Genomic DNA, 25,172 nt, shown 5'->3' with positions numbered 1-25,172 from the left:
GTAGGATAAACCATGCATGTTTTTATGAAAAGACTTTTATTTCTGATGGGAGCAGTTCTAGTCTTGTTACTGGCTAGCTTTATCTATCATAGATTAGCCTTGCAAAGAGAAAAGGCCTCTCTCAACCCTATGGGGCAAATGGTGTCTGTTAATGGCCATGATATGAGCGTCTTTGTGAAGGGGAATGGTCCACAAACCTTAGTTTTTCTATCTGGTGCTGGAACGGCCTCTCCCATTCTAGATTTTAAAGACTTGTATGATGGGCTTTCTAAGCAGTATAAGATAGTCGTTGTAGAGAGAGCTGGCTATGGTTATAGTGAGGACACATCTAAGTCCAGAGATGTGTCTGAGGTTCTTTCTGAGACACGTCAAGCCCTAGCCAAGGCACAAGTATCAGGTCCTTATATTATTCTTTCTCATTCGATGGCTTCCTTAGAAACGCTTTTGTGGCAAGAAAAATATCCAAGTGAAATACAGGCAGTCATCGGCTTAGATTGGGCTCTACCAGAGAGTTATTCGCAATTGAGAATGCATTCCCAGATTTTACGTATGGCTCGTTTAGGAAGTCAATTAGGTCTTTTAAGGTATATACCGAGTCGCTTATATGTGCCTAATGAAAATCTAAGTAGTAGTGATCGACGCCTCTATCAACGAATAGCTTATCGTCAAATACTGTCACAAGCTATGTTAAATGAGAGCCTATCTGTTGAGGAAAATACTAAAAAGGTTGATGCTAAGATAAATTCACAAATTCCCACCTTACTTTTGGTTTCTAATGGAGAAGGCACGAGTTTTAGCAAGGAGGAGTGGCGAAATTATGCGACCAGATTTGCAAAGGACCAGAAAAATATCGAACTGACTTTTTATGATGCCCCACATTATCTTTATCACTATCAGACCAAAGAGGTAGTTGCTAAGATAGAGGACTTCATAAAGGGGACCACTGATTAAACTAACTTATATTATTGAGGAGAGATGAGATGCTCATAGGCTCAAAAGCCTTTTCTAGCTTATGGAAGGAATGGCAAAAGGAATACCAGCCACTGCAGGTGCTGGAGTTATTGCTTGCTTATATAGAGATGCCAGAGGATCTATCTGGGGAGATAGAGGAAACTCAGCGTTTATTATCCTATTTTGACCCTGACTTGGCGCCTCATGATGCTTTCTGGAAGGATGTTGCCAGGTTAGTAGATTTGGCTTTTCCTGAGGACAGCTTATCTAAAAAATTCTCTATTGAGCGACAAATCCATCAGTTACGTTACCTGATTTCTAGTCAACAGGCCCAGTATGTGCGGACACATTATAAAAAAACAGGGATGACAGACAAAGAAGCTTTAGCTGTCTATCTCAGATGGAAACCTTTCACCATGTTTGATCAGGGGCGTCTGCACCAAAAGATTTCTTTCTGTGATGGCAAGGGGATTTATCCAGATGGGATTCCTAGTGTTAATCTCAAGATTCTCCTCTATAATCGTGTAGAGTTTATTCTAGATAGTCAGGGAAATTTTCTCAATGAGGTCGATGCGGAGCAGGTGACCGAGAGTGGAGTGGTTAATGGTGCTAGTTTCAACTATGGCAATTTCAAACGCCACTGGCAACTGGATGTGGAGCCGGTTCAACCACATGATCCTGCCTTTCGTAATCGGATGACCAAGGGTTTTCGATCACCCAACAAATTGAGAAAGAAGTGGGGCCGAAAAGAGCCTGAGCATTTTGACAAGTCTTTTTACAATCCAAATGGTATCTATGCCCAGTCACACAGATCTTTGGCTAATGATGTCAAACGTCAAGCCAGAACTTTTCTCGCCATGGTTTATGGCTTTAAACCAGTTCAGAAAAAGCAATCAAAGGAGGTTTATATGTCTAATCAACCACAAAACAATAAAGGGACAGCGGTTCTAGGATCACTAGTATTTATGGCCTTATACGCCCTAGGTATTTGGCACAATGCTGTCCGAGGAAATATTCCTTTCCTTATTCTATGGAGTGTTTTACTCTTAGTTAACGTCAGCTATTTGATTTTCCGCTTGAGAAAATAAAAAAAGAAAGTGATATGGACCTAAATGGTAAGAAATTTAGGTCTGTATCACTTTTTGTTTACATATGTCTATAAATTAAGGCAACTCTATTTCACTTAACCATTCAAAGATTTCATCATTACTATCAAAAGCAGAACCATTCTGACAGTGGAGGTCGCTTGAGTAGTTTTCTTTATCAAAAATGATTAATTTTTTCTCTTTTGACGGTATGGCTTCAAAATACTTAAATCCTAGTTGTTTATCGTAATACATATCATTAGTGGATAAAAGTACAAGAACAGGCCCTGAAATAGTTATCTCCTTAAATTCTTTACATCGTTTTATTAAAGAAGATAGTGAGGGTTCTCCAAAATTCCACTTTGCCTGTTCAACTTGCCAATTTAAAAACTTATTTCTTTGTATGTAAAACATAGCTAACTTTTCAAAAAAACTTGGTATCTCATCATCAATGAAACGATGGAATATTTGAGAGATACTATTTTTAAAGGATTCTAGGACACTTGGAAAATAATTATATAAAACAATACTATCAAATAAGTCATTTTTATTTCCTTGTGCGCGAGCCATTAGCAAACCGCCCAAGGATAGACCAATTCCGATAAAAGGTTTAGAAACTTGATTTTCGTAGTAATTAATTATGGCTTGGCAAACCTTTTCCCAATTAGGAATAAATGGAAGATGATGTTCTCTAAGGACAGAGGATTGACCTGGTCCCTCAAAAATGATGACATTATAACCTTCTTCGATTCCTGCAACAACATTTGTAAAGTAAAGTTCTTCTAACAAGGCATCGAAACCACCACAGATAAAGAGTGTTCCTTTGCACGTTGCTGTCTTATGAGTGAAATAAAGAGAACGTAATGAGATATTCTCATATGAAATCATTTCCAAACGATAAGGAATTTCTAACATCTTGAGTCCCTCATAAAAATATTGAACTGATAATTGGTAGACGTCTATTTTTCTTTTATCCAAAGGGGAAAGAAAAAATTCAGAGGCTTGAAAATAACGACTGGCTCGCAAAAAAGCATTTCCTCGACTAATTTTAGAAGAATATCGTTGAGTACGTTTTAATAGTTTTTCAGCACCGTCTTTCCAGCCACGATACCAAGATTCGTAATTACCGTCTTTAATTTGTTGGCAGATATTTTCAACCTCGGCAAAGTCACTCCCACCTCTAGGGCAGTACCATAGTACGCGCCGCGCTTCAAATTCGAATTCTCTTGTTTTAAAAAATACCATACTTCTCTCCTTTCGAAATGTAGTACAATAGTAACAGACTTTAATAATGAGAAAAAGAAGGTACCTAAAGGTAACATGGAAAACGAAATTTATTTACGCAAGCTTGCTCAACCCTTGTTAGGGAAATGGGCTGTATTTATTATTTTAACTTTAGAAAATGAGACACTCCATTTTGCGGAACTTGAAAGAAGGTTGAAAACAATATCTAGAAAGGTTCTTGCTCAAAATCTTCGTGAGTTAGAGTCAATTAACATAATCAGTCGTGAAGGTGTAGCTAGTACGGGTTCTCCAGTTTATTACGGGTTAACCGATTTGGGAAAAGATTTCTTACCACTTTTATATCAAATAAAAAAGTGGATTAGAGACCATGATGACTTGCTTTCACGAGAATAAGGTCATTTTTGCTAATATTAAACATATAGTGGAGCTTACTAGATTCCTGAAATCATCCACTGAACAATTTCATCTAAGGTCCGGTATTATTTAAGGAAATTTCAAAAATTTTATCTTCAATCTAAAAAGGTTTACCAATTGGCAAACCTTTTTTGTATATTCAATTATAACTTACCACTTGCTTTCTTCTGGGATAATAATCCAGCAAATGATGTAGAAAAGAAAACCTGTTCCAAATAAGAAGATCGCTGCAGCCCAAATAAGGCGAATAATGACAGGGTCAATGTCAAGATATTTAGCGATACCAGAACAAACACCGGCAATAATTTTGTTGTTTGGATCTCTTCTGAGTTCTTTTTTCATATGATTTACCTCCGTACTTCCTTATTATACCATAACACCTTGATGTCTAGTTGGCTTTAAGGAAGCATAAAGTAGACAATCCCCATATATTGAAGAGCCGAAGCCAACATGATGAAGAGGTGCCAAATCATGTGGAAGTATGGTTTTTTCTTAGCATAGAAAGCTGCACCAACCGTGTATGACAATCCTCCAGCAAGCATGAGTCCCCAAAAGGCAGGTCCTGTCTTAGTGACGATAGCTGGAATAATGAAGATAACCAACCATCCCATCATCAGATAGAGGAAGAGGGAGAATTTTTCATTGATTTTTTTAGCAAAGATTTTGTAGAGAATACCAAAAATTGTTGTTCCCCATTGGAGGACGATGATGCTGTAGCCTAGCCATCCGCCAACCAGTGAGAGGGCAACAGGGGTGTAGCTTCCAGCAATGGCGATATAAATCATGCTGTGGTCAATAATTCTTAGAACCATCTTGTGGGGTGAGTTGTAATCCATGGCATGATAGATGGCCGAGCTCAAGAACATGAGGAAAAGGCTGATAACGAAAACAGACATCCCGACAGCAGCAGTCATGCCGTAGCCGTTGTTGGCATGAACAGCAGTAATTGGCAGTAAGACTAGCATGGCCATAGCTCCGACGGCGTGAGTCACGCTGTTAGCCACTTCCTCACCAAAGCTAAGTTTTTTACTGAGTTTGAGGTTGGGAGAAGTGTTAAAAGTAGCAGTATTAGACATTGTTTCCTCCTTCAAGGTCGTTCAAAAGTTGATGGGTAGCTCGGTAGCATTGAAGTGTCTGACAGGCTGAGAGTATGACTTGCGGAGCCTCTTGGGGAAACTGACCATTCATACAGGCCACAAAGTCATTGTAGTAACTCTTTTGACTTTCAGCATCTGAATGTAGGATTTCCAAGGTTTTAGCAATCTCAGAAATCTCAAAGACAGTCTTCAGACTAGTGATGACAATAAGTCTAGCTACCTGAGCAGCATTATATTTTTTCTTGATGGGTTTTGCGACATGGCCATGTTTGACATAATTATTGACCATAGAGGCGGTTAGCCCCTTGTCGTTTGGCCCCAAAGTACTTTGGGTGACCTGATTGACATAGAGCAAAACCTGATCCAAATAGAGTTCAATCTCTGGTAATTCTTCCCAGAGAGGGTATTGTTGTGTTGTCAAATTATAAAAACCTCTTTATCTAGTTTTCATAACCAGATTATAACATTATAGAAATTTAAGTCAAGTCAGAACTTACGGGAAATGAAAAAGATGTTGAGATAATATGTTCAACATCTTTATTTCTTATGTGATATGGCAGAGTTATTTTTTAAAACTGCTTCAGTATCTCTTTTTATGGGGTTCTAAGTTTCTCCAAAATTGCTTGTGTAGTTTCTTGATTCATATGTTTGGCCTTGAGAAGTTCAGCCAAAACGTGAGGCATCTCTTCAGGACTAGCACCGGCTAGTAGGGCTAGAGATTTGGCCTGAAGTTTCATATGTCCTGCTTGGATACCTGTTGAAGTCAGAGCTTTGAGAGCAGCCAGATTTTGTGCTAAACCAAGAGAAACGATGATACTAGCTAGGGTTTTGGCATCTAGATGGTTAAGTAAGTCGTGGGCGATAGAAACACTAGGGTTAAGTCCGATTGAACCGCCACGGGTTGCAATTGGCATGGGGAGTGTTAATTCTCCCACCAATTCTTTAGCCTCCTGGTCATAAGTCCATGTGGACAGGCCACGGTAGCTACCATCCTTGCTAGCATAGGCATGGCTACCAGCCTCAACTGCTCGCCAATCATTGCCAGTCGCAATAACTAGGGCATCGATACCATTGAAAATTCCCTTGTTATGGGTAGCTGCTCGGTAAGGGTCCACCTGGGCCAACTGGCTAGCCATCTCCATTTTCTTAGCTAAATCATGAGCGTCTTCCTTGTTACGACTGAGGAAGCGTGTGCTAAGACGACAAGTTGCTGTCACTAGACTCTCGGTGGCAAGATTTGAGAGAATGGCCATGAGACTTTGACCTTCTGAGAGATTTTCCAGTTCTGGCACCAGTGCTTCCATCATGGTGTTGACCATATTGGCTCCCATGGCTTCTTGGGTATCAACGGCTAGATAGACAATGAGGAAGTCTCCTTTAGTCTCAGTCCAGAGCTTGCGAGGGCCACCCCCACGCTTAACAATAGAAGGGTGAGCCTCTTTGGCAACCTCTATAAGGTCCTGACTGGCTGCTTGAATTTTTCTTGAAGCATCATCCTTATCAGGAACGTCAAAGAGGGCAACTTGTCCAATCATCTTACGGTCATGAATCGTAGTCGTGAAACCACCAGAACGCTTAATGAGCTTGCTAGCGTAGGAAGCAGCAGCCACAACTGAAGGTTCTTCGGTAACCATGGGAACCTGATAAGTCACACCATCTACCAATACATCTGGGCAAATGGCAAAGGGGAGTGTGAATCGACCAATGACATTTTCAGCCATTTGATTGGCTGTTTCAAGGGTAAGTTGTTGGTCCTTATCCAGAAGATCTTGATTTTCCTGTGACAAAAGAGCATTCGTTTTCAAATGCTCTTTACGTTCTTGCGGTGTCTTCTTGGAAAAACCAGTCCAAGAGAGTTTAGTCATATTAATTTCCTTTGTAGATACGTTGGTGTTCAGAGATTTCAGTTAAACGGAAAGCTCCGGTTTGGTAATCAGCGAATTGAGTAGAGCCAGTGTCATCCAACTGCGCCTCTTCATAGAAAAGTTTTTCATAATCAGCAACGCTCAAGGGTTGACGTTTGGCAAAGGTATCTAGACGGTCTGAACGAAGCAGGTCTTTGTAGCCCTCAACCAGACGTCCTGAGAAAATTTCAGAGACAGCTCCAGAACCGTAAGAGAAGAAGCCAATCTTATCTCCTGCTTTAAGGTCTTGCGACTGTTCAAGCAATGAAAGAAGTCCAAGATAAAGTGACCCTGTATAGATATTTCCAATTTGGCGACTATAGGTAATTGAAGCATCAAAGTTGTTTGTTAAACGCTCTTTATTCTCGGGATTCAAATCTTTTGGAATGATTTTATTAAGTCCCTTAAGAGCTAGCTTAGGATAAGGAAGGTGGAGACAAAAAGCTGCAAAATCAGCAAAGTCAGCCTGATGACGCTCTTGGTAAGCTGCCCAAGTTGTCTTCAAACTGTCAAGGTACTGTTTGGTTGAATAGATGCCTTGAACATAAGGCGTTGAACTGTAGTTTGGACGCCAGAAGTCCATGACATCACGAGTTTGTGCCACGTTGTCATCAGCAAGCTCCAAAATACGTGGATTCTGACTGACTAGCATAGCTACAGCACCAGCTCCCTGAGTAGATTCACCTGAAGATCCGACACCATAGCGAGCGATGTCACTAGCGATAACCAACACCTTGCTCTCTGGGTGGGCTGCTACGTGCAATTTAGCATAGTTAAGTCCAGCAGTTGCAGCATAACAAGCTTCTTTCATCTCAAAAGAACGGGCAAAAGGTTGAATACCCAAAAGACTGTGAACATAGACAGCAGCAGCCTTTGACTGGTCAATGGAAGACTCAGTAGCCACGATGACCATATCGATAGCTTTTTTGTCATCGTCATTTAAAATATCAGCCGCCGCATCAGAGGCAAGCGTCACAATATCTTCTGTAATCGGCGTAATACTGGTTGCATCAAGCATCAGCCCCTTGCTGAATTTTTCAGGCTCCACCCCACGGGCAAGAGCGAGATCAGCCATGTTTAGAACATATTGACTGGTCGCAAAACCAATCTTATCAATTCCAATAGACATATGATGTTTCCTTTTTTCTTCATTGTAGAGTATCCAGAAGATACTAATCTATAGTGATTTTACCATAAAAGAGCGCTTTCGCCTTGAAAAAACTTTGATAGTTAGTTATATCTCATTTTTTGATAGGAACTAGGGGATTTTACACGACTTACATTTGCTATTCCATAGCTTATATTTCTCATTTACACCAGAATAAGGTAAAATTGAAATGGTAATCTACTTGTTTTTTAGCTATGTTAGAAAAGTAAAATTGTTGTTATATATTGAAATCATTGCGAGCGTTAAGTGAGACTTTCCGCTGTGAGATAAGTGTCTGTAAATAAAGTGTTTTGTTTACAGACACTCGGAATTTTTGAGACCATAGGCTCAAAAATTAGTCTTGGAACTTCGAAGAAGTTCGCAGACGTCCGTAATCACTTAAGGGAAGTCTCAAAAAATACTTTGTTTTCAATAGAATAAAGAGGAAAATCATGACAAAAGCAGACACTATTTTTAAAGAAAATATCACTAAAATCATGGAAGAGGGTGTTTGGTCGGAGCAAGCACGTCCTAAATACAAGGATGGGACTACAGCCAATTCCAAATACATCACAGGGTCTTTTGCAGAATATGATTTGAGCAAGGGAGAGTTTCCTATTACCACTCTTCGTCCTATTGCTATCAAATCTGCTATCAAAGAAGTGCTTTGGATTTACCAAGACCAGTCAAATAGCCTAGATGTCCTTGAAGACAAGTATAATGTGCATTATTGGAATGACTGGGAAGTTGAAGGCGTACCTGCCAATAATGGGGACAAGCGTTCGATCGGTCAGCGTTATGGGGCGGTCGTTAAGAAGCACGATATTATTAACCGTTTGTTGGCTCAGTTGGAGGCTAATCCGTGGAATCGCCGTAATGTCATCTCCCTTTGGGATTACGAGGCCTTCGAGGAGACAGCAGGACTTCAGCCTTGTGCCTTCCAAACCATGTTTGACGTTCGTCGTGTGGGTGGGGACATTTATTTGGATGCTACTTTGACGCAACGCTCTAACGATATGTTGGTGGCTCATCATATTAATGCCATGCAGTATGTGGCCCTTCAGATGATGATTGCCAAGCACTTTGGTTGGAAAGTTGGTAAATTCTTTTATTTTATCAACAACCTCCATATTTATGACAATCAATTTGAGCAAGCCGAAGAACTGCTCAAACGTCAGCCCTCTGATTGCCAACCACGCTTGGTCCTCAATGTTCCTGATGGAACGAATTTCTTTGATATCAAACCAGAAGATTTTGAATTGGTTGACTATGATCCTGTTAAACCTCAACTCAAATTTGACTTAGCAATTTAATAAATGCTTATGATTTAAGCCCATAAAGAGCTGGCAAAGTTTTTTCCAAGCTCTTTTTCTCTTTTTTTGTTAGAATGGATTGTAAACTTAAAAAGAAAAGGAAATACTGTGTCTAAACAACTCATTGCTATTTGGGCGGAAGCTCATAACCATGTTATTGGGAAGAATCACACCATGCCTTGGCACTTGCCTGCTGAACTGGCACATTTCAAGAAAACTACCATGGGTTCAGCAATTCTCATGGGACGTGTGACCTTTGATGGCATGAACCGTCGTTGCCTACCAGGACGTGAAACCTTGATTTTGACACGAGATAAGGACTTCGACTGTGAGGGTGTGACGACCGTTACGAGTGTTGAGGAAGCTCTGGCTTGGTTCGAACAGCAAGATAAGGACCTCTATATTGCTGGTGGTGCTGGTGTCTACAAGGCTTTTGATGGACGTTATGATGCACTCATCAAGACAACTATTGAGGCTGATTTAGAGGGAGACACGTATTTTCCACAACTAGATATGACGGCATTTAAAGAGGTATCACGTGACCGCGTGGTCAAGGATGATAAAAATGCCTACGACTTTAGCATAAGTCGCTATGAAAAAGAAGGAGACTAGGTTCATGCAACGTAGTGTTTTTGGGTTATTTACTGCATTATTGGGGGTGCTTTGTGTACTCTCTGCCATTCCTGCCTTTCGCAAGAAACGTTATGGGTTAGCAGTTTTTCTCTTTTTAAATGCTTTTACTAACCTTGTCAATACTATTCACGCCTTCTATGGCACCCTATTTTAGAAAAGAGTGAGGAATAAATGGCTGGAAATCGTAATGAAGAAATGGTTTATTGTTCATTTTGTGGCAAAAACCAAGAAGAAGTAAAGAAAATTATCGCTGGTAATGGCGTCTTTATCTGTAACGAATGTGTGGCCTTGTCACAAGAAATCATTCGTGAGGAAATGGCAGAAGAAGTTTTGGCTGACTTGGCTGAAACTCCGAAGCCAAAAGAACTTTTAGATATTTTGAACAACTATGTCGTGGGGCAGGACCGTGCCAAACGTGCCTTGGCGGTAGCTGTTTACAATCACTATAAACGTATCAATTTCACAGAAAGTCGTGAAGACAATGATGTGGATTTGCAGAAATCAAATATTCTCATGATTGGACCAACTGGTTCAGGGAAGACTTTCTTGGCTCAGACCTTGGCTCGTAGCTTGAATGTTCCATTTGCGATTGCGGATGCAACATCATTGACAGAAGCAGGTTATGTGGGTGAGGACGTGGAAAATATCCTCCTCAAACTGATTCAAGCGGCAGACTTCAATATCGAACGTGCGGAACGTGGTATCATCTATGTTGACGAGATTGATAAGATCGCTAAAAAGGGTGAAAATGTATCAATCACTCGTGACGTTTCTGGTGAAGGGGTTCAACAAGCTCTCTTGAAGATTATCGAGGGAACAGTGGCTAGCGTTCCACCTCAAGGTGGTCGTAAACACCCTAACCAAGAGATGATTCAAATTGATACGAAGAATATTCTCTTTATCGTGGGCGGTGCTTTTGATGGTATCGAAGATATCGTTAAGCAACGTCTTGGTGAGAAAATCATTGGTTTTGGTCAAAATAATAAGGCAATTGATGATGACTCATCATACATGCAAGAAATTGTGGCTGAAGATATTCAAAAATTCGGTCTTATCCCTGAGTTTATCGGACGTTTGCCAGTCCTTGCGGCCCTTGAACAGTTAACGGTTGACGACTTGGTTCGTATCTTGACAGAGCCTAGAAATGCCTTGGTTAAACAGTACCAAACCCTCTTGTCTTATGATGGGGTTGAACTGGAGTTTGACCAGGATGCTCTTGAAGCTATTGCAAGTAAGGCGATTGAACGTAAGACCGGTGCGCGTGGCCTTCGCTCTATCATTGAGGAAGTTATGATGGATGTCATGTTTGAGATTCCGAGTCAGGAAGATGTGACTAAGGTTCGTATTACAAAAGAAGCCGTTGACGGCACAGCTGCTCCAGTATTGGAAACAGCATAAGGAGGACCTATGGCTGAAGAACAAGTCCTAAATACGCACAATGCTGAGATTTTACTCAGTGCGGCAAATAAGAGTCACTACCCACAAGATGACCTCCCTGAAGTTGCCCTAGCAGGACGATCGAATGTCGGTAAGTCAAGCTTTATCAATACACTTCTTGGTCGTAAAAACCTAGCACGTACTTCTGGGAAACCAGGGAAAACTCAGTTGCTTAATTTCTACAATATTGACGATAAGCTTCGTTTTGTGGATGTGCCAGGTTACGGTTATGCCCGTGTGTCTAAAAAAGAACGTGCCAAATGGGGCAAAATGATTGAGGAGTACCTCGTGACTCGAGATAATCTTCGTGTCGTTGTTAGCTTGGTTGACCTCCGACATGAACCAACTCAAGACGATATCCAAATGTATGAATTTCTCAAGTATTATGAAATTCCGGTCATCGTTGTAGCGACTAAGGCTGACAAGATTCCTCGCGGAAAATGGAACAAGCACGAGTCAATTATTAAGAAAAAACTCAATTTCGATAAAAATGACCATTTCATCGTCTTTTCATCTGTCACACGTGACGGTTATGATGAAGCATGGGATACGATTTTAGCAGAATTATAAAAAGAGCTCGGAGAAATCCGAGTTTTTTTCTTGCGATAGTTTTTGTCTATCTCTTTGATAGTTTCCACCTATTATCCAAAGGGTTTTTATTATGATAAGCTTATTTTATTACATCTATTGGAGGAATCTATGGAAAACCATAATTATGAAAATGAAGGTCAGTTTCAACGGAAGATGACCTCACGCCACCTCTTTATGCTCTCGCTAGGTGGTGTTATTGGTACCGGTCTCTTTCTTAGCTCAGGCTATACGATTGCACAAGCAGGCCCTCTTGGTGCGATATTATCTTATCTTGTGGGGGCTATCGTTGTTTACTTAGTCATGCTTTCATTAGGTGAGCTAGCTGTTGCTATGCCAGTAACGGGATCCTTTCACACCTATGCCACTAAATTTATCAGTCCGGGAACCGGCTTTACGGTAGCTTGGCTTTATTGGATTTGTTGGACGGTAGCCTTGGGAACAGAATTTCTGGGTGCGGCCATGTTGATGCAACGTTGGTTTCCATCAGTTCCGGCTTGGATGTTTGCGGCATTCTTTGCCTTGGTGATTTTTGGAATTAATGCTCTGAGCGTAAGGTCTTTTGCGGAAGCGGAATCTTTCTTCTCTTCTATAAAGGTTATTGCTATCTTGGTTTTTATCATCCTAGGTCTGGGGGCTATGTTTGGTTTGGTCAGCTTTGATGGTCATCGTGAAGCTATTATGTTCAAGCATTTGACGGCTAATGGTCTCTTTCCAAATGGTGGTCTTGCCATTGTATCAGTCATGTTGGCGGTTAACTACGCCTTTTCGGGAACAGAGTTAATCGGTATCGCAGCTGGTGAGACAGATAATCCTAAAGAGGCTGTTCCACGTGCTATTAAAACGACAATTGGACGCTTGGTTATCTTCTTTGTCTTGACCATTGTGGTATTGGCTTCGCTTCTTCCCATGAAAGAAGCAGGGGTATCTTCAGCACCTTTCGTTGATGTTTTTGACAAGATGGGGATTCCATTTGCGGCAGACATCATGAACTTTGTTATCCTGACAGCTATTCTTTCTGCTGGGAATTCGGGACTCTACGCTTCAAGCCGTATGCTTTGGTCTTTGGCCAATGAGGGAATGCTCAATAAAAAGCTAGTGAAAATTAATAAACATGGAGTTCCAATGACAGCCCTTTTGATTTCCATGGCCGGAGCAGTTTTATCGCTCTTTTCAAGTATCTATGCTGCAGATACAGTTTATCTAGCTTTGGTATCAATCGCTGGTTTTGCAGTTGTTGTTGTCTGGCTCTCCATTCCTTTGGCACAAATCAACTTCCGTAAACAGTGGAAGCTAGAGCATTCTGAGGACGAGTTAGACTATAAGACACCGTTTAACCCAATCCTACCTTATATCACAATCGTTCTCTTGGCCATTTCTGTGCTAGGGATTGCTTGGGATAGTTCGCAACGTGCGGGACTTTACTTCGGTATTCCTTTCATGATTTTCTGCTACCTCTATCACTACCTTCGCTTTAAAAAATGGTAAGGAGGCCTTGTATGGCAACATTTAAAGACTATTTAGAGAATAAATCTCCCCTCATTCTTCATGGAGCTCTAGGAACAGAGATGGAGAGCTTGGGTTATGACATTTCTGGCAAACTCTGGTCAGCCAAGTACCTTCTTGAAAAGCCAGAAGTTATTCAAAAAATCCACGAAACCTATGTAGCCGCTGGGGCTGACTTGATTACCACATCGTCTTATCAAGCGACCTTGCCAGGCTTGATGGAGGCTGGTCTTACTGAGAAAGAAGCGGAGCAGATTATTGTCTTGACAGTTCAGTTGGCAAAGAATGCACGTGATAAGGTCTGGACAACATTAGATGAGACTGAGAAGGCAAAGCGTCCTTATCCATTGATTTCTGGAGATGTCGGTCCTTACGCAGCTTATTTGGCTAATGGTTCTGAGTATAGTGGTGATTATGGTCAAATTACTATCGAGAAGCTTAAGGATTTTCATCGGCCTAGGATTCAAATTCTCCTAGATCAAGGTGTGGACTTGTTAGCTTTGGAAACTATTCCAAATCGTTTAGAAGCACAGGCCTTGATTGAACTCCTGACTGAAGAATTTCCAGAATCAGAAGCTTATCTCAGTTTTACAGTCCAAGAACCAGTCACTATCAGTGATGGGACTTCTTTAGAAGAGATTGCCAAGCTTGTTTCCCAGTCAGACCAAATCTTGGCCCTAGGAATCAACTGTAGTTCGCCTCTTCTTTATGATCAGGCTCTTGCTATTCTTAAAAATGCTGGAAAAGCCCTCATTACTTACCCAAACTCAGGTGAGGTTTATGATGGCAGTACGCAGACTTGGAAACCTAAGGATAAGGATGCTCTAACCTTAGTTGAACATAGTAAAGATTGGCATGCTCAGTTTGGAGTTAAGATTTTAGGTGGCTGCTGTCGCACACGTCCAAATGACATTAAAGCCTTATATACAGAGTTTAGAACCTAGTCAAATTTCTAATTATTTGTTATAATAGGAGACTGTAAGGCTATGAGCTCTACACATTATTAGTAGAAAATGAAGCCAGCGTTAAGCTGGTTTTTAAAATGAAGAGGAAAATATGACCTACGAACAAGAATTTCTAAAAGACTTCGAAGCCTGGGTTGTTACCCAAGTTAAAGTAAACGAAACGGCCTTGGCCGCTAGCAAGAAAATCTGGGAAGAAGACGGAGATGAACGTGCACGTGATGCAAGTTACCGCTATGAAGCTAAATTGGATGCTTACAATTTCCTAATTGGTAAGTTTGCCAACTATCGTGCTGGCAAAGGTTTCCATGATATGCCAGATGGCTTGTTCGGGGAACGTCACTATTAATAAAGGATGAAAAAGAAAATGGCGATACTACTTTATAGAAAGGTATCGTCTATCAAAATAGGAGAAAACTAAACATGGCTAAAGTAAAAAATAAAAAGAAAGCTTTTAAACACCGTTTGAAAAAACAAGGACTTTTCAATAATGTTAAAGCCCCTGTTCCCCCCGTTGCGCCTGTTCCACCAGTGCCACCAGTAGCACCACAACCTGTTGCTGAAACTAAGACAGTTGCCAAGGAAGAAGTAGCAGCCAAAGACCTTAGTCTTGAAGCTTTCGCAGAACTTCCAGAAGTTGAAGGCCTTCGTTCAAACCTTGTAGAAACTCTTTATAATGAAGGTTTGACTTCAGTAGAGGCTTTTGCTACTGTGACTGAAGAAGAAGTTCTTGCCCTCAAGGGTGTCGGACCTGCGACAGTTAAAAAATTGAAAGAAAATGGTGTTAGCTTCAAAGCTTAAGCCTAAAAAAGATCCGAGGTGTAGCCTTCGGATTTTTTATTGTTTTAGAAAGCATTGCTTGATTAGAAAAACAAGAAAACCACTAGTAAATCTAGTGGTTAGTAGGTCTGGATTGTTTATTTCTTTGGATTTTGTTTGGTTAAATTAAGTCCAAAAGGTACCAAGTTTTCTTGATGCCTGCGAATGCGCCCCATATTTTCAGTGTGGCGGAAGATGATAAGCAAAGCCATGATGGTAAGAACCCCAGTGAAAATAAGGTCATAGCTATCTAGTAAGAAATGGATGGCTGGAAACACAGCTAAGGTAATAAGTCCAACAATTGCTGCAGTGACACTTGAAAATGAAATCATGCTGGTTAGATAGAGTGTAAGGACAAAGACCAAGAGTAGGAATACACAGTAGAGTGGGGCAAAGCCAAGAAGCACCCCTGCACTTGTCGCAACAGCCTTCCCACCTTTAAATCCAGCAAAGATTGGAAAAACATGTCCGATAATGGCAAAGAAACCAATGACTAGAGGTGAAACTTCTGTGACACCAAGCCAGATAGGTAGAAGGACAGCCAAGGTCCCCTTGAACATATCAACCAAGAAGGTGATGGTACCAGCAGTCTTACCTAGAACACGAAAGGTATTGGTTGTTCCAGTATTTCCAGAGCCATGCTCACGAAGATTGGTATGGAAGAATAGTTTCCCAATCCAGAGGCCGGTCTGAATGGAACCTAACAAGTAGGCGATTAGGATTAACAATAAGATTTTCATGAGATAATTATAGCATACAGCCTAGTAATTGACAAAGTCAGTCAGCCTTAAGATATCTTTTGGACTTTCTTGATTTCCTTTGCAAATTCTTCTGAAAACTTATAAAATAATAAGGATGAAAATTTTGGAGGTCACTCTTGGCTAAAAAAGAAATAAATGTAAATAATTATAATGATGATGCCATTCAGGTACTAGAAGGGTTAGATGCGGTTCGCAAGCGCCCAGGAATGTACATTGGCTCAACGGATGGAACAGGACTTCACCACCTAGTTTGGGAGATTGTCGACAATGCGGTCGATGAAGCTCTTTCTGGTTTTGGTGATGTCATCGCTGTCACCCTAAATAAGGATGGTTCCGTTTCTGTTTCTGACTCTGGACGTGGGATGCCGACAGGTATGCATGCCATGGGTAAACCAACAGTTGAAGTTATTTTCACTGTTCTCCACGCGGGTGGTAAATTTGGACAGGGTGGTTATAAGACTTCTGGTGGTCTTCACGGTGTGGGTTCTTCAGTTGTTAATGCGCTATCTAGCTGGCTTGAGGTAGAAATTACCCGTGACGGTAGTGTTTATCGTCAGCGTTTTGAAAATGGGGGTCACCCTGTAACAGGACTTGAAAAAATCGGCAAGGCACCTAAATCTAAGACAGGTACAAAAGTTACCTTTATGCCTGATGCTAGTATCTTTTCAACGACTGACTTCAAATTTAACACCATTTCAGAACGTCTCAAAGAATCAGCCTTCCTTCTTAAGAATGTCACTATGACATTGACAGACTTGCGTGGTGAAGAAGAAGTTCGGGAAGAATTCCACTATGAAAATGGGGTTCAAGACTTTGTTTCATATTTGAATGAGGACAAGGAAACGCTGACACCAGTTATTTATATTGATGGAGATCAGCAGGATTTCCACTTGGAATTAGCCCTTCAGTATAATGACGGTTACTCTGACAATATCCTTTCCTTTGTCAATAATGTCCGTACTAAGGACGGAGGTACCCACGAAACAGGCTTTAAGTCTGCCATTACCAAGGCTCTTAACGATTATGCACGTAAAACAGGTCTTCTCAAAGAGAAGGATAAGAACCTTGAGGGGTCAGATTATCGAGAAGGCTTATCAGCAGTTATCTCGCTCTTAGTTCCTGAGGAACACCTTCAGTTTGAGGGCCAAACCAAGGACAAACTTGGATCTCCTTTAGCTCGTCCTATTGTGGATAGCATCGTTTCAGAGCATTTGACTTATTTCCTTATGGAAAATGGAGATCTGGCTTCTAACTTGGTGCGTAAGGCTATCAAGGCCCGTGATGCCCGTGAAGCTGCCAGAAAAGCTCGTGATGCCAGCCGAAATGGCAAGAAAAATAAAAAAGACAAGGGGCTCTTGTCAGGAAAATTGACGCCAGCCCAGTCTAAAAATGCAAAGAAAAATGAGCTTTATCTGGTCGAAGGAGATTCTGCCGGTGGATCAGCTAAACAAGGCCGTGATCGTAAATTCCAGGCCATTCTTCCTCTTCGAGGGAAGGTCCTCAACACTGAGAAAGCCAAAATGGCAGACATTCTCAAAAACGAAGAAATCAATACCATGATTTATACTATCGGTGCTGGAGTTGGAGCTGACTTTAACCTTGACGATATTAACTACGACAAGATTATCATCATGACCGATGCCGATACCGATGGAGCTCACATCCAGACCTTGTTGCTCACTTTCTTCTATCGTTATATGCGTCCACTGGTTGAAGCAGGACATGTTTATATCGCTCTGCCTCCTCTTTACAAGATGTCCAAAGGGAAAGGTAAGAAGGAAGTTGTCGAATATGCATGGACGGATGGGGAACTTGAAGAACTTCGTCAAAAATTTGGTCGTGGCGCTCTTCTTCAACGTTACAAAGGGCTTGGTGAGATGAATGCTGACCAGCTTTGGGAAACAACTATGGATCCAGAGACCAGAACGCTTATCCGAGTGACTATTGACGACCTAGCGCGTGCCGAACGTCGTGTCTCAGTTCTTATGGGAGATAAGGCGGCACCACGCCGTCAATGGATTGAAGATAACGTTAAATTTACCTTGGAAGAAAGCGGCGCATTTTAGGTTGCAGACCAGAAGGGAAAGTAATAAGATAGAGTCAAGGAGAGCGCTTACTATCAATAGATACTTGGGATTATAAAGAAACAAGTTGATTGTTTTCTACATTGTTTATTAACGATTTGCTGTGTCATTGACTAGAAATTAATAGGAGGTAGAAAAATGGATTTTAATGTTATCGATTATCTAGCTTACCATGCAGATGTAGCTGTTCCGGCTATTATTCTTATGGTTATTGTTTCTACCATATACTTAATTTTTTATGGCATACGACCTATAAAAACACGCTTTTTTATCCTTTTTCTCCTATCTATAGTTTCCCTCATAATCTTCGTGGTGGATAATCCTCTCTATTCTTATTTTGGTAGTCCATACTCAGGTTTATTATTTGTTTTTTACTATATGTTGGTCTTTTCAGTGTTTTATGTGCCATTCTCGCTAATAGCTTTTATAAAAAGTCTTCTACATTTAATACGCTTTCAAACCAAATATTCAATCTTACTAGTTATTAATAGTTTCTTTGCCACATTACTGGCTTTTCTCAACCTGCTCTTTTTACAAGGGTCTTTGGGATTTCTCCCTGCTTCATCTATGTACCTTATTTTTCTTCTCCTAGCAATAATTGGCATTGTTCAAACTATAATAGGAGGAAAGGAAAATGAAAAAAATAAAGACTATATTGCTAAGTCAGGAAAAGACAGTATGAGGTAGACCTATGTTATCTAAGGTATTAAGCTTTTTACTCTACTATCCTCAAGTAGTCCTTCCTGTTTGTGGGGGAGCAATAGCTTATTTAAGCGTTTATAAAAAGAGACCACTAAAAACACGCTTTTTAATCTTGCCTATACTAGTAGTGATAACCTTCCTTCTATCTTTGATAGATAATCCCTTCTCACAGAGGACCTACACGGGGTTGTTATTGGCTTTCTACTATGTCTATGTTTTTTCTCCCCTAAGTGTTGTTTGTAGTATCACATCTCTTTTAAAAAGTATCTATCATTATAAGCTATTCCGTATGCCATTAGCTCTAGTTCTCGTGATCAATGGCTCCATAATGACCGGTCTAACAATTTTAAACCTTATTTTATTCTTTGGGGAACTTTCTACTTCATTGACACTATCTTGTGTATCTTTCATTTTAATTGCGATAAGCACAGTGGTTCAATTTGTGATTGGTGAAATAGAAACTAGGAAGGTGAAAACCATTCTTCTACAGTTACAAAGTCAAGGAACAACATTGTAATTAGAGGTGTTGCAGTGAAGTAGGGGGTCTACTATTTGTCTTTTATATTATTTCAAATCATTACTTAAACTAAAAAATAAAGAGAATTATTATGTCTAATATTCAAAACATGTCCCTTGAGGACATCATGGGGGAGCGTTTTGGGCGCTACTCAAAGTACATTATTCAGGAGCGTGCGCTTCCTGATATTCGTGACGGTCTGAAACCCGTTCAACGTCGTATTCTTTATTCCATGAATAAGGATGGCAATACCCATGACAAGGGCTATCGTAAATCTGCCAAGTCGGTGGGTAACATTATGGGTAATTTCCACCCCCATGGTGACAGTTCCATTTATGATGCCATGGTCCGTATGTCTCAGGACTGGAAGAATCGTGAAATCTTGGTTGAGATGCACGGTAACAATGGTTCTATGGACGGTGATCCACCAGCGGCCATGCGTTATACCGAGGCACGCTTGTCAGAGATTGCTGGCTACCTTCTTCAAGATATCGATAAAAACACTGTTCCTTGGGCTTGGAACTTTGATGATACAGAGAAGGAACCGACCGTTTTACCTGCAGCCTTTCCAAACCTCTTGGTCAATGGTGCGACAGGGATTTCTGCTGGTTATGCCACAGACATTCCACCGCATAATCTAGCAGAAGTCATTGATGCCGTTGTCTACATGATTGACCACCCATCGGCTAAACTGGATAAATTGATGGAATTCTTGCCTGGTCCAGATTTTCCAACAGGGGCTATCATTCAGGGCAAAGATGAGATTCGTAAGGCTTACGAATCTGGTAAGGGCCGAGTCGTTGTGCGTTCACGTACTGAAATTGAACAACTCAAAGGTGGTAAGGAGCAAATCATTGTTACTGAAATTCCTTACGATGTTAATAAGGCAGTTCTTGTTAAAAAAATCGATGATGTTCGTGTCAATAACAAGGTTCCAGGCATTGCAGAAGTTCGTGATGAGTCTGACCGTACAGGGTTGCGTATTGCTATCGAACTTAAGAAGGATGCTGACAGCCAAACCATTCTTAACTACCTTTTGAAATATACGGATCTTCAGGTCAACTACAATTTCAACATGGTGGCTATTGATAATTTCACCCCACGTCAAGTGGGCTTGCAAAAGATTTTGTCTAGCTATATTGCCCACCGTCGTGATATTATTGTTGCTCGTTCAAAATTTGACAAGGAAAAAGCTGAAAAGCGTCTTCATATTGTCGAAGGTTTGATCCGTGTTATTTCTATTTTGGATGAGGTTATCGCTCTTATCCGAGCTTCTGAAAATAAGGCTGATGCTAAGGAAAATCTTAAGGTCAGCTATGATTTTTCAGAAGAACAAGCTGAAGCCATCGTGACCTTGCAACTTTATCGTTTGACCAATACGGATATCGTTACTCTCCAAAATGAGGAAGCTGATTTACGCGAGCAAATTGCGACCTTGGCTGCCATCATTGGTGACGAGCGCACCATGTTTAATGTCATGAAGCGTGAACTCCGTGACATTAAGAAGAAATTTGGTAATGACCGTCGTTCAGAGCTGCAAGCGGAAACCAAGACTATTGAAATTGATACCGCAAGTTTGATTGTTGAGGAAGAAACCTATGTCAGCATCACTCGTGGTGGCTATGTCAAACGTACTAGCCCACGTTCTTTCAATGCTTCAACGATTGATGAAGTCGGAAAACGTGATGATGATGATTTGATTCTGGTTCAGCAGGCTAAGACAACACAGCATCTCTTGATGTTCACTAACCAGGCCAATGTGATTTATCGTCCAATCCATGAGTTGCCAGATATTCGTTGGAAGGATTTGGGAGAGCATTTATCACAAACCATCACTAATTTATCTAAGGATGAAGAAGTGCTTTACGCCGAAATCCTAGATGATTTTGAAGCTGGTACTTACCTAGCAGCTACCAAGCTGGGTCAGATTAAACGTTTCGAACGCAAGGAATTTACGCCATGGCGTACCTACAAGTCTAAGTCGGTTAAATACGCTAAACTCAAGGATGATAGTGATTTTATTGTCACAGTCACTCCAATTCAATTGGATGATATCATGATTATCACTCAAAGAGGTTATGCCCTTTGCTTTAGCGCGGACGAAGTGCCAGTAGTTGGGGCCAAGGCAGCAGGTGTTAAGGCAATCAATCTTAAGGATGATGATATCGTTCAGGCTGTTTTTGTGGCAAATACTCAAAGTTTCTACCTTCTAACACAAAGAGCCAGTCTCAAACGTGTGGCTACAGCTGATATCCCACAGGCTAAGCGAGCTGGTCGAGGTCTCCAAGTTCTTCGTGAGCTTAAGACGAAACCACATCGCGTCTTTACGGCTGGTCCAGTCTTTACAGAAAATTCTGGTGGTGAGATAGATCTTCTAGCAACACCAGTAGAGGAGACTCCTCAGACCTTGCTTGTGACAGCCACGACAGGTGAAACTGCAGAGGTTGGTTTGTCCCTTCTAAATCTTTCAGATCGTACTAGCAATGGAAGTTTTATTGAAGGGTTAGCAGACAAAGAAGTCTTTTCTGCTAAGATTATTGAAAAATAATGATAAAAAAGCTTTGTTCTCTTACTAGAGAGCAGAGTTTTTTCTTTAAGAGACTAAAGAACTGTTTTAAAAAGAATTGTCAGAATTTTGCAACATAACCTTGAAATTTTCAATGAAAAGGACTATACTAGAAAGCACATAGTAACAGAAAAGAGGACATACACATGACAGTTGATTTAGACTGGGAAAATTTAGGATTTAATTACCGTAAACTTCCATTCCGTTATATCTCATATTTCAAAGACGGCAAATGGGACGAGGGGCATTTGACTGAGGATGCAACTTTGCATATTTCAGAAGCATCTCCAGCCCTTCACTATGGTCAAGAAGCTTTTGAAGGACTCAAGGCTTACCGTACTAAAGATGGCTCTATTCAATTGTTCCGTCCAGATGAAAATGCCAAACGTTTGCAACGTACTGCTGATCGTCTTTTGATGCCACAAGTTTCTGTCGACAAATTTGTAGATGCATGTAAACAAGTTGTGCGTGCCAATGAAGAATACGTTCCACCATATGGTACAGGTGCTACACTTTATCTCCGTCCACTTTTGATTGGGGTTGGTGATATTATTGGTGTGCATCCAGCAGATGAGTATATCTTTACTATTTTTGCTATGCCAGTAGGTAACTACTTCAAGGGTGGTTTGGCTCCAACAAACTTCCTTATTCAAGATGATTATGACCGTGCTGCGCCACATGGTACAGGTGCTGCTAAGGTTGGTGGTAACTACGCAGCAAGTATGTTGCCAGGTAAGATTGCACATGACCGTAACTTCTCTGATGTTATCTACCTTGATCCAGCAACTCACACTAAGATTGAAGAAGTGGGTTCTGCAAACTTCTTTGGTATCACAGCTGATAACGAATTTATTACACCACTCAGCCCATCTATCTTGCCATCTATCACCAAGTTCTCATTGCTTCACTTGGCTGAAAATCGCTTCGGTATGAAAGCTATCCAAGGTGATGTTAAGATTTCTGAATTGGATAAATTTGTTGAAGCAGGTGCCTGCGGTACAGCTGCCGTTATCTCACCAATTGGTGGGGTACAACATGGTGATGACTTCCATGTCTTCTACTCAGAAACAGAAGTAGGTCCTGTAACACGTAAACTTTATGATGAGTTGACAGGTATCCAATTTGGTGATGTTGAAGCACCAGAAGGATGGATTGTCAAAGTTGACTAATTCCTAATAGATAAACGATTATTTTAAGGCTTGCTCTTGCAAGCTTTTTTCTTTTTCGGTAGAATTAAGAAGATACATTAAGAAAGGATGGCTCGAGCCAAGGATCGGGTATAAATCTATGAGTAAAAAAGATAAAAAAATTGAAATCCAAATTAATGATGCTAAAGTAGTCGTCAACAAAGCAACCATCGAAGGTTTTGAACTTCTTGTTGGCAAGAAAGTGATTGGACAAATTGTGGAAATTGATGGTAAGTTTGCCGTTGTTGACAAGGAAAATGTTGCAGGTTTCCACAAAAAAATGGATGATGCAGTAGCTGCCATTATTGAATCGTACAATCTTAATCATTAAAATCCAAAGTAAAGGCTTGCTTTGGTCAAGAAACTGTGATATACTATTTCTTGTTCTTAAGGAGAGATAGCGAAGAGGCTAAACGCGGCGGACTGTAAATCCGCTCCTTCGGGTTCGGGGGTTCGAATCCCTCTCTCTCCATGTCTAAGAAACTGAATCGGGATAGTCGATATCAAGTACTTAGATGTTTTTTTATAGCATTTTGCTATTGGGGTATAGCCAAGCGGTAAGGCAAGGGACTTTGACTCCCTCATGCGTTGGTTCGAATCCAGCTACCCCAGTAAAAGGTATCGGGTGCATTGGCACCGTCTATGTTAACCATTGTCTTTGCGGGTACCTTTAAAAATATATTGTTATCAAGGGTCAGAATTGGCTGGCTCTTGTTGGAGGATCTTTTTAGAATGAACGAATTTGAAGAATTGCTAAACAGTGTTAGCGAAGTTAACACAGGTGACGTTGTAACAGCTGAAGTTATCTCAGTAGATAATGATCAAGCAAATGTTGTTATCGAAGGAACTGGTATCGAAGGTGTTTTGACACGTCGTGAATTGACAAACGACCGTGACGCAAACGTTGCAGACCTTGTTAAAGTTGGTGAAACACTTGAAGTGCTTGTTCTTCGTCAAGTTGTTGGTAAAGATACTGATACTGTAACTTACCTTGTATCTAAAAAACGCTTGGAAGCTCGCAAAGCTTGGGATAAACTTGTTGGTCGTGAAGAAGAAGTTGTTACTGTTAAAGGAACACGCGCTGTTAAAGGCGGACTTTCAGTTGAATTTGAAGGTCTTCGTGGATTTATTCCAGCTTCAATGATCGATACTCGTTTTGTTCGTAACACTGAACAATTTGTAGGTCAAGAATTTGACGCTAAAATTAAAGAAGTTGATCCAGCTGAAAACCGTTTCATCCTTTCACGTCGTGAAGTTGTTGAAGCTGAAGCTGCAGAAGCTCGTAAAGAAGTCTTCTCTAAACTTGAAGTTGGTTCAATCGTAACTGGTAAAGTTGCTCGTTTGACAAGCTTCGGTGCTTTCATCGACCTTGGTGGTGTTGACGGACTTGTTCACGTGACTGAATTGTCTCACGAACGTAACGTTTCACCTAAATCAGTTGTATCTGTAGGTGATGAAGTTGAAGTTAAAGTTCTTGCTATCGACGAAGAAGCAGGACGTGTATCACTTTCACTTAAAGCAACAACACCTGGACCATGGGATGGTGTTGAACAAAAACTTGCTGCTGGTGATGTAATCGAAGGTAAAGTTAAACGCTTGACTGACTTCGGTGCTTTCGTTGAAGTATTGCCAGGTATCGATGGACTTGTTCACATCTCTCAAATTTCTCACAAACGTGTTGAAAATCCAAAAGATGTTCTTTCAGTAGGTCAAGACGTTACTGTTAAAGTTCTTGAAGTAAACGCTGATGCAGAACGTGTATCACTTTCTATCAAAGCTCTTGAAGAACGTCCAGCTAACGCTGAAGGCGAAAACAACGAAAAACGTCAATCACGTCCACGTCGTCCAAAACGTCAAGAAAAACGTGACTACGAACTTCCAGAAACTCAATCTGGATTCTCAATGGCGGATCTTTTCGGAGATATCGAATTGTAAGATAAAAAAGAGGCATGGAAACATGTCTTTTTTTGGCTCTTTGTCAACTGTAGTGGGTGACGAAAAGCTAACATCTAGAGAGGACCTGATAGGTCTTCTCTTTTTTTATGTTCAGAGTGATGAAGACACGTTTCTTAAAGTTGATGAAGTTTCTAAAACCGAAGCCCAACCGTTTGATGTCTTTAATCAACTTATTAGTTGCTTCAAGTTTGGCATTTGAATAGTCTGTTTCTAGCGCATTCTTGATGTATTGCTTGTGTCTAAGAAAAGTCCTAAAGACAGTTTTGAAGTAATGATTGACCTTGCTTATATTCTCCTC

24 protein-coding genes, 2 tRNA genes and 2 pseudogenes are annotated in these 25,172 nt (G+C 40.8%); 20 read left to right on the top strand and 8 right to left on the bottom strand.

The features are described 5' to 3' along the window. Positions 1-12: 12 nt before the first annotated feature. A complete protein-coding gene (locus HMPREF1517_RS09275; RefSeq protein WP_037601525.1) occupies positions 13-951 on the top strand; it encodes an alpha/beta fold hydrolase in 939 nt (312 codons plus the stop codon). 29 nt (positions 952-980) lie between these two features. After that, positions 981-2,039, top strand: a complete 1,059-nt coding sequence (locus HMPREF1517_RS09270; protein WP_037601523.1) for a DUF3114 domain-containing protein — start codon at positions 981-983, stop codon at positions 2,037-2,039. 75 nt (positions 2,040-2,114) lie between these two features. Here HMPREF1517_RS09270 and HMPREF1517_RS09265 read toward each other — a convergent pair whose 3' ends face one another. Beyond that, entirely contained in the window at positions 2,115-3,281 is a 1,167-nt protein-coding gene (locus HMPREF1517_RS09265; protein WP_037601520.1) for a dipeptidyl aminopeptidase, read from the bottom strand. 75 nt (positions 3,282-3,356) lie between these two features. Between HMPREF1517_RS09265 and HMPREF1517_RS09260 the strand changes: the two genes are divergently transcribed. Next, positions 3,357-3,674, top strand: a complete 318-nt coding sequence (locus HMPREF1517_RS09260; protein ID WP_037601517.1) for a winged helix-turn-helix transcriptional regulator — start codon at positions 3,357-3,359, stop codon at positions 3,672-3,674. Positions 3,675-3,845: 171 nt separating this feature from the next. Here the strand turns inward: HMPREF1517_RS09260 and HMPREF1517_RS09255 are convergent, their stop codons facing one another. The 5 genes from HMPREF1517_RS09255 to HMPREF1517_RS09235 all read right to left on the bottom strand — a co-directional run bounded on the left by HMPREF1517_RS09255 (position 3,846) and on the right by HMPREF1517_RS09235 (position 7,825). Continuing rightward, positions 3,846-4,037, bottom strand: coding sequence for a PspC domain-containing protein (locus HMPREF1517_RS09255; RefSeq protein WP_002886147.1), 192 nt, complete (start codon positions 4,035-4,037; stop codon positions 3,846-3,848). Between the two features lie 56 nt (positions 4,038-4,093). Beyond that, positions 4,094-4,771 (bottom strand): PAQR family membrane homeostasis protein TrhA, encoded by a 678-nt coding sequence (trhA, locus tag HMPREF1517_RS09250; RefSeq protein WP_037597545.1) that lies wholly within the window; start codon positions 4,769-4,771, stop codon positions 4,094-4,096. Then, entirely contained in the window at positions 4,764-5,213 is a 450-nt protein-coding gene (locus tag HMPREF1517_RS09245; RefSeq protein WP_037601514.1) for a DUF1836 domain-containing protein, read from the bottom strand. Before HMPREF1517_RS09245 ends, trhA begins: the two co-directional genes overlap by 8 nt. Positions 5,214-5,385: 172 nt before the next feature. Beyond that, positions 5,386-6,657: a hydroxymethylglutaryl-CoA reductase, degradative gene (locus tag HMPREF1517_RS09240; RefSeq protein WP_037601512.1), complete on the bottom strand. Its 1,272-nt coding sequence runs from the start codon at positions 6,655-6,657 to the stop codon at positions 5,386-5,388. A 1-nt stretch (position 6,658) separates the two neighbouring features. Beyond that, positions 6,659-7,825, bottom strand: a complete 1,167-nt coding sequence (locus tag HMPREF1517_RS09235; protein ID WP_037601509.1) for a hydroxymethylglutaryl-CoA synthase — start codon at positions 7,823-7,825, stop codon at positions 6,659-6,661. 470 nt (positions 7,826-8,295) lie between these two features. Here HMPREF1517_RS09235 and HMPREF1517_RS09230 point away from each other — a divergent pair, with 470 nt between their 5' ends. The 9 genes from HMPREF1517_RS09230 (at position 8,296) to HMPREF1517_RS09190 (ending at position 15,083) form a co-directional block, all read left to right on the top strand. Continuing rightward, the gene (locus tag HMPREF1517_RS09230; protein ID WP_037601506.1) at positions 8,296-9,156 is read left to right on the top strand and encodes a thymidylate synthase; all 861 of its coding nucleotides are present in this window, start codon (positions 8,296-8,298) and stop codon (positions 9,154-9,156) included. A 108-nt stretch (positions 9,157-9,264) separates the two neighbouring features. Then, entirely contained in the window at positions 9,265-9,768 is a 504-nt protein-coding gene (locus HMPREF1517_RS09225; protein WP_037601503.1) for a dihydrofolate reductase, read from the top strand. 4 nt (positions 9,769-9,772) lie between these two features. Further along, on the top strand, positions 9,773-9,943 hold the full coding sequence (locus HMPREF1517_RS10510) for a hypothetical protein (RefSeq protein ID WP_002886174.1): 171 nt from the start codon (positions 9,773-9,775) through the stop codon (positions 9,941-9,943). A 17-nt stretch (positions 9,944-9,960) separates the two neighbouring features. Further along, the gene (gene clpX, locus HMPREF1517_RS09215) at positions 9,961-11,187 is read left to right on the top strand and encodes an ATP-dependent Clp protease ATP-binding subunit ClpX (protein ID WP_002890340.1); all 1,227 of its coding nucleotides are present in this window, start codon (positions 9,961-9,963) and stop codon (positions 11,185-11,187) included. Between the two features lie 9 nt (positions 11,188-11,196). After that, a complete protein-coding gene (yihA, locus tag HMPREF1517_RS09210; RefSeq protein ID WP_002885996.1) occupies positions 11,197-11,796 on the top strand; it encodes a ribosome biogenesis GTP-binding protein YihA/YsxC in 600 nt (199 codons plus the stop codon). 129 nt (positions 11,797-11,925) lie between these two features. Beyond that, on the top strand, positions 11,926-13,302 hold the full coding sequence (locus HMPREF1517_RS09205; protein WP_037601500.1) for an amino acid permease: 1,377 nt from the start codon (positions 11,926-11,928) through the stop codon (positions 13,300-13,302). An 11-nt stretch (positions 13,303-13,313) separates the two neighbouring features. Beyond that, on the top strand, positions 13,314-14,264 hold the full coding sequence (mmuM, locus tag HMPREF1517_RS09200) for a homocysteine S-methyltransferase (protein ID WP_037601497.1): 951 nt from the start codon (positions 13,314-13,316) through the stop codon (positions 14,262-14,264). A gap of 112 nt (positions 14,265-14,376) precedes the next feature. Further along, on the top strand, positions 14,377-14,631 hold the full coding sequence (locus tag HMPREF1517_RS09195; RefSeq protein ID WP_002886199.1) for a DUF1912 family protein: 255 nt from the start codon (positions 14,377-14,379) through the stop codon (positions 14,629-14,631). A gap of 74 nt (positions 14,632-14,705) precedes the next feature. Next, the gene (locus tag HMPREF1517_RS09190; RefSeq protein ID WP_037601495.1) at positions 14,706-15,083 is read left to right on the top strand and encodes a helix-hairpin-helix domain-containing protein; all 378 of its coding nucleotides are present in this window, start codon (positions 14,706-14,708) and stop codon (positions 15,081-15,083) included. A gap of 116 nt (positions 15,084-15,199) precedes the next feature. Here the strand turns inward: HMPREF1517_RS09190 and plsY are convergent, their stop codons facing one another. Then, a complete protein-coding gene (gene plsY / locus HMPREF1517_RS09185) occupies positions 15,200-15,841 on the bottom strand; it encodes a glycerol-3-phosphate 1-O-acyltransferase PlsY (protein ID WP_037601492.1) in 642 nt (213 codons plus the stop codon). Between the two features lie 137 nt (positions 15,842-15,978). On the opposite strand from plsY, the gene parE reads away from it, so the two are divergent. The 8 genes and pseudogenes from parE to rpsA all read left to right on the top strand — a co-directional run bounded on the left by parE (position 15,979) and on the right by rpsA (position 24,853). Continuing rightward, the gene (gene parE / locus HMPREF1517_RS09180; RefSeq protein ID WP_037601489.1) at positions 15,979-17,928 is read left to right on the top strand and encodes a DNA topoisomerase IV subunit B; all 1,950 of its coding nucleotides are present in this window, start codon (positions 15,979-15,981) and stop codon (positions 17,926-17,928) included. Between the two features lie 156 nt (positions 17,929-18,084). Next, positions 18,085-18,633, top strand: a complete 549-nt coding sequence (locus HMPREF1517_RS09175) for a hypothetical protein (RefSeq protein ID WP_037601486.1) — start codon at positions 18,085-18,087, stop codon at positions 18,631-18,633. 623 nt (positions 18,634-19,256) lie between these two features. After that, complete coding sequence (gene parC / locus HMPREF1517_RS09170) at positions 19,257-21,713, top strand: DNA topoisomerase IV subunit A (protein ID WP_037601484.1); 2,457 nt, start codon at positions 19,257-19,259, stop codon at positions 21,711-21,713. 155 nt (positions 21,714-21,868) lie between these two features. Further along, positions 21,869-22,900, top strand: a pseudogene (locus tag HMPREF1517_RS09165) (branched-chain amino acid aminotransferase); the annotation flags it as partial. 118 nt (positions 22,901-23,018) lie between these two features. Then, entirely contained in the window at positions 23,019-23,249 is a 231-nt protein-coding gene (locus tag HMPREF1517_RS09160; protein WP_002890369.1) for a DUF2969 domain-containing protein, read from the top strand. 60 nt (positions 23,250-23,309) lie between these two features. After that, a tRNA-Tyr gene (locus tag HMPREF1517_RS09155) sits at positions 23,310-23,390 on the top strand. Positions 23,391-23,458: 68 nt separating this feature from the next. Continuing rightward, positions 23,459-23,530 (top strand) — tRNA-Gln (locus HMPREF1517_RS09150). A gap of 120 nt (positions 23,531-23,650) precedes the next feature. Beyond that, the gene (gene rpsA / locus HMPREF1517_RS09145; RefSeq protein WP_003094841.1) at positions 23,651-24,853 is read left to right on the top strand and encodes a 30S ribosomal protein S1; all 1,203 of its coding nucleotides are present in this window, start codon (positions 23,651-23,653) and stop codon (positions 24,851-24,853) included. A 74-nt stretch (positions 24,854-24,927) separates the two neighbouring features. Here the strand turns inward: rpsA and HMPREF1517_RS10390 are convergent. After that, positions 24,928-25,172 (bottom strand): annotated as a pseudogene (locus HMPREF1517_RS10390) (transposase); the annotation flags it as partial.

This window comes from Streptococcus sp. ACS2, from assembly GCF_000525585.1.
Classification (GTDB): Bacteria; Bacillota; Bacilli; order Lactobacillales; family Streptococcaceae; genus Streptococcus.
Note: the sequence above shows the minus strand (reverse complement) of the source record. Positions and strands in the feature narration are given on the sequence as shown.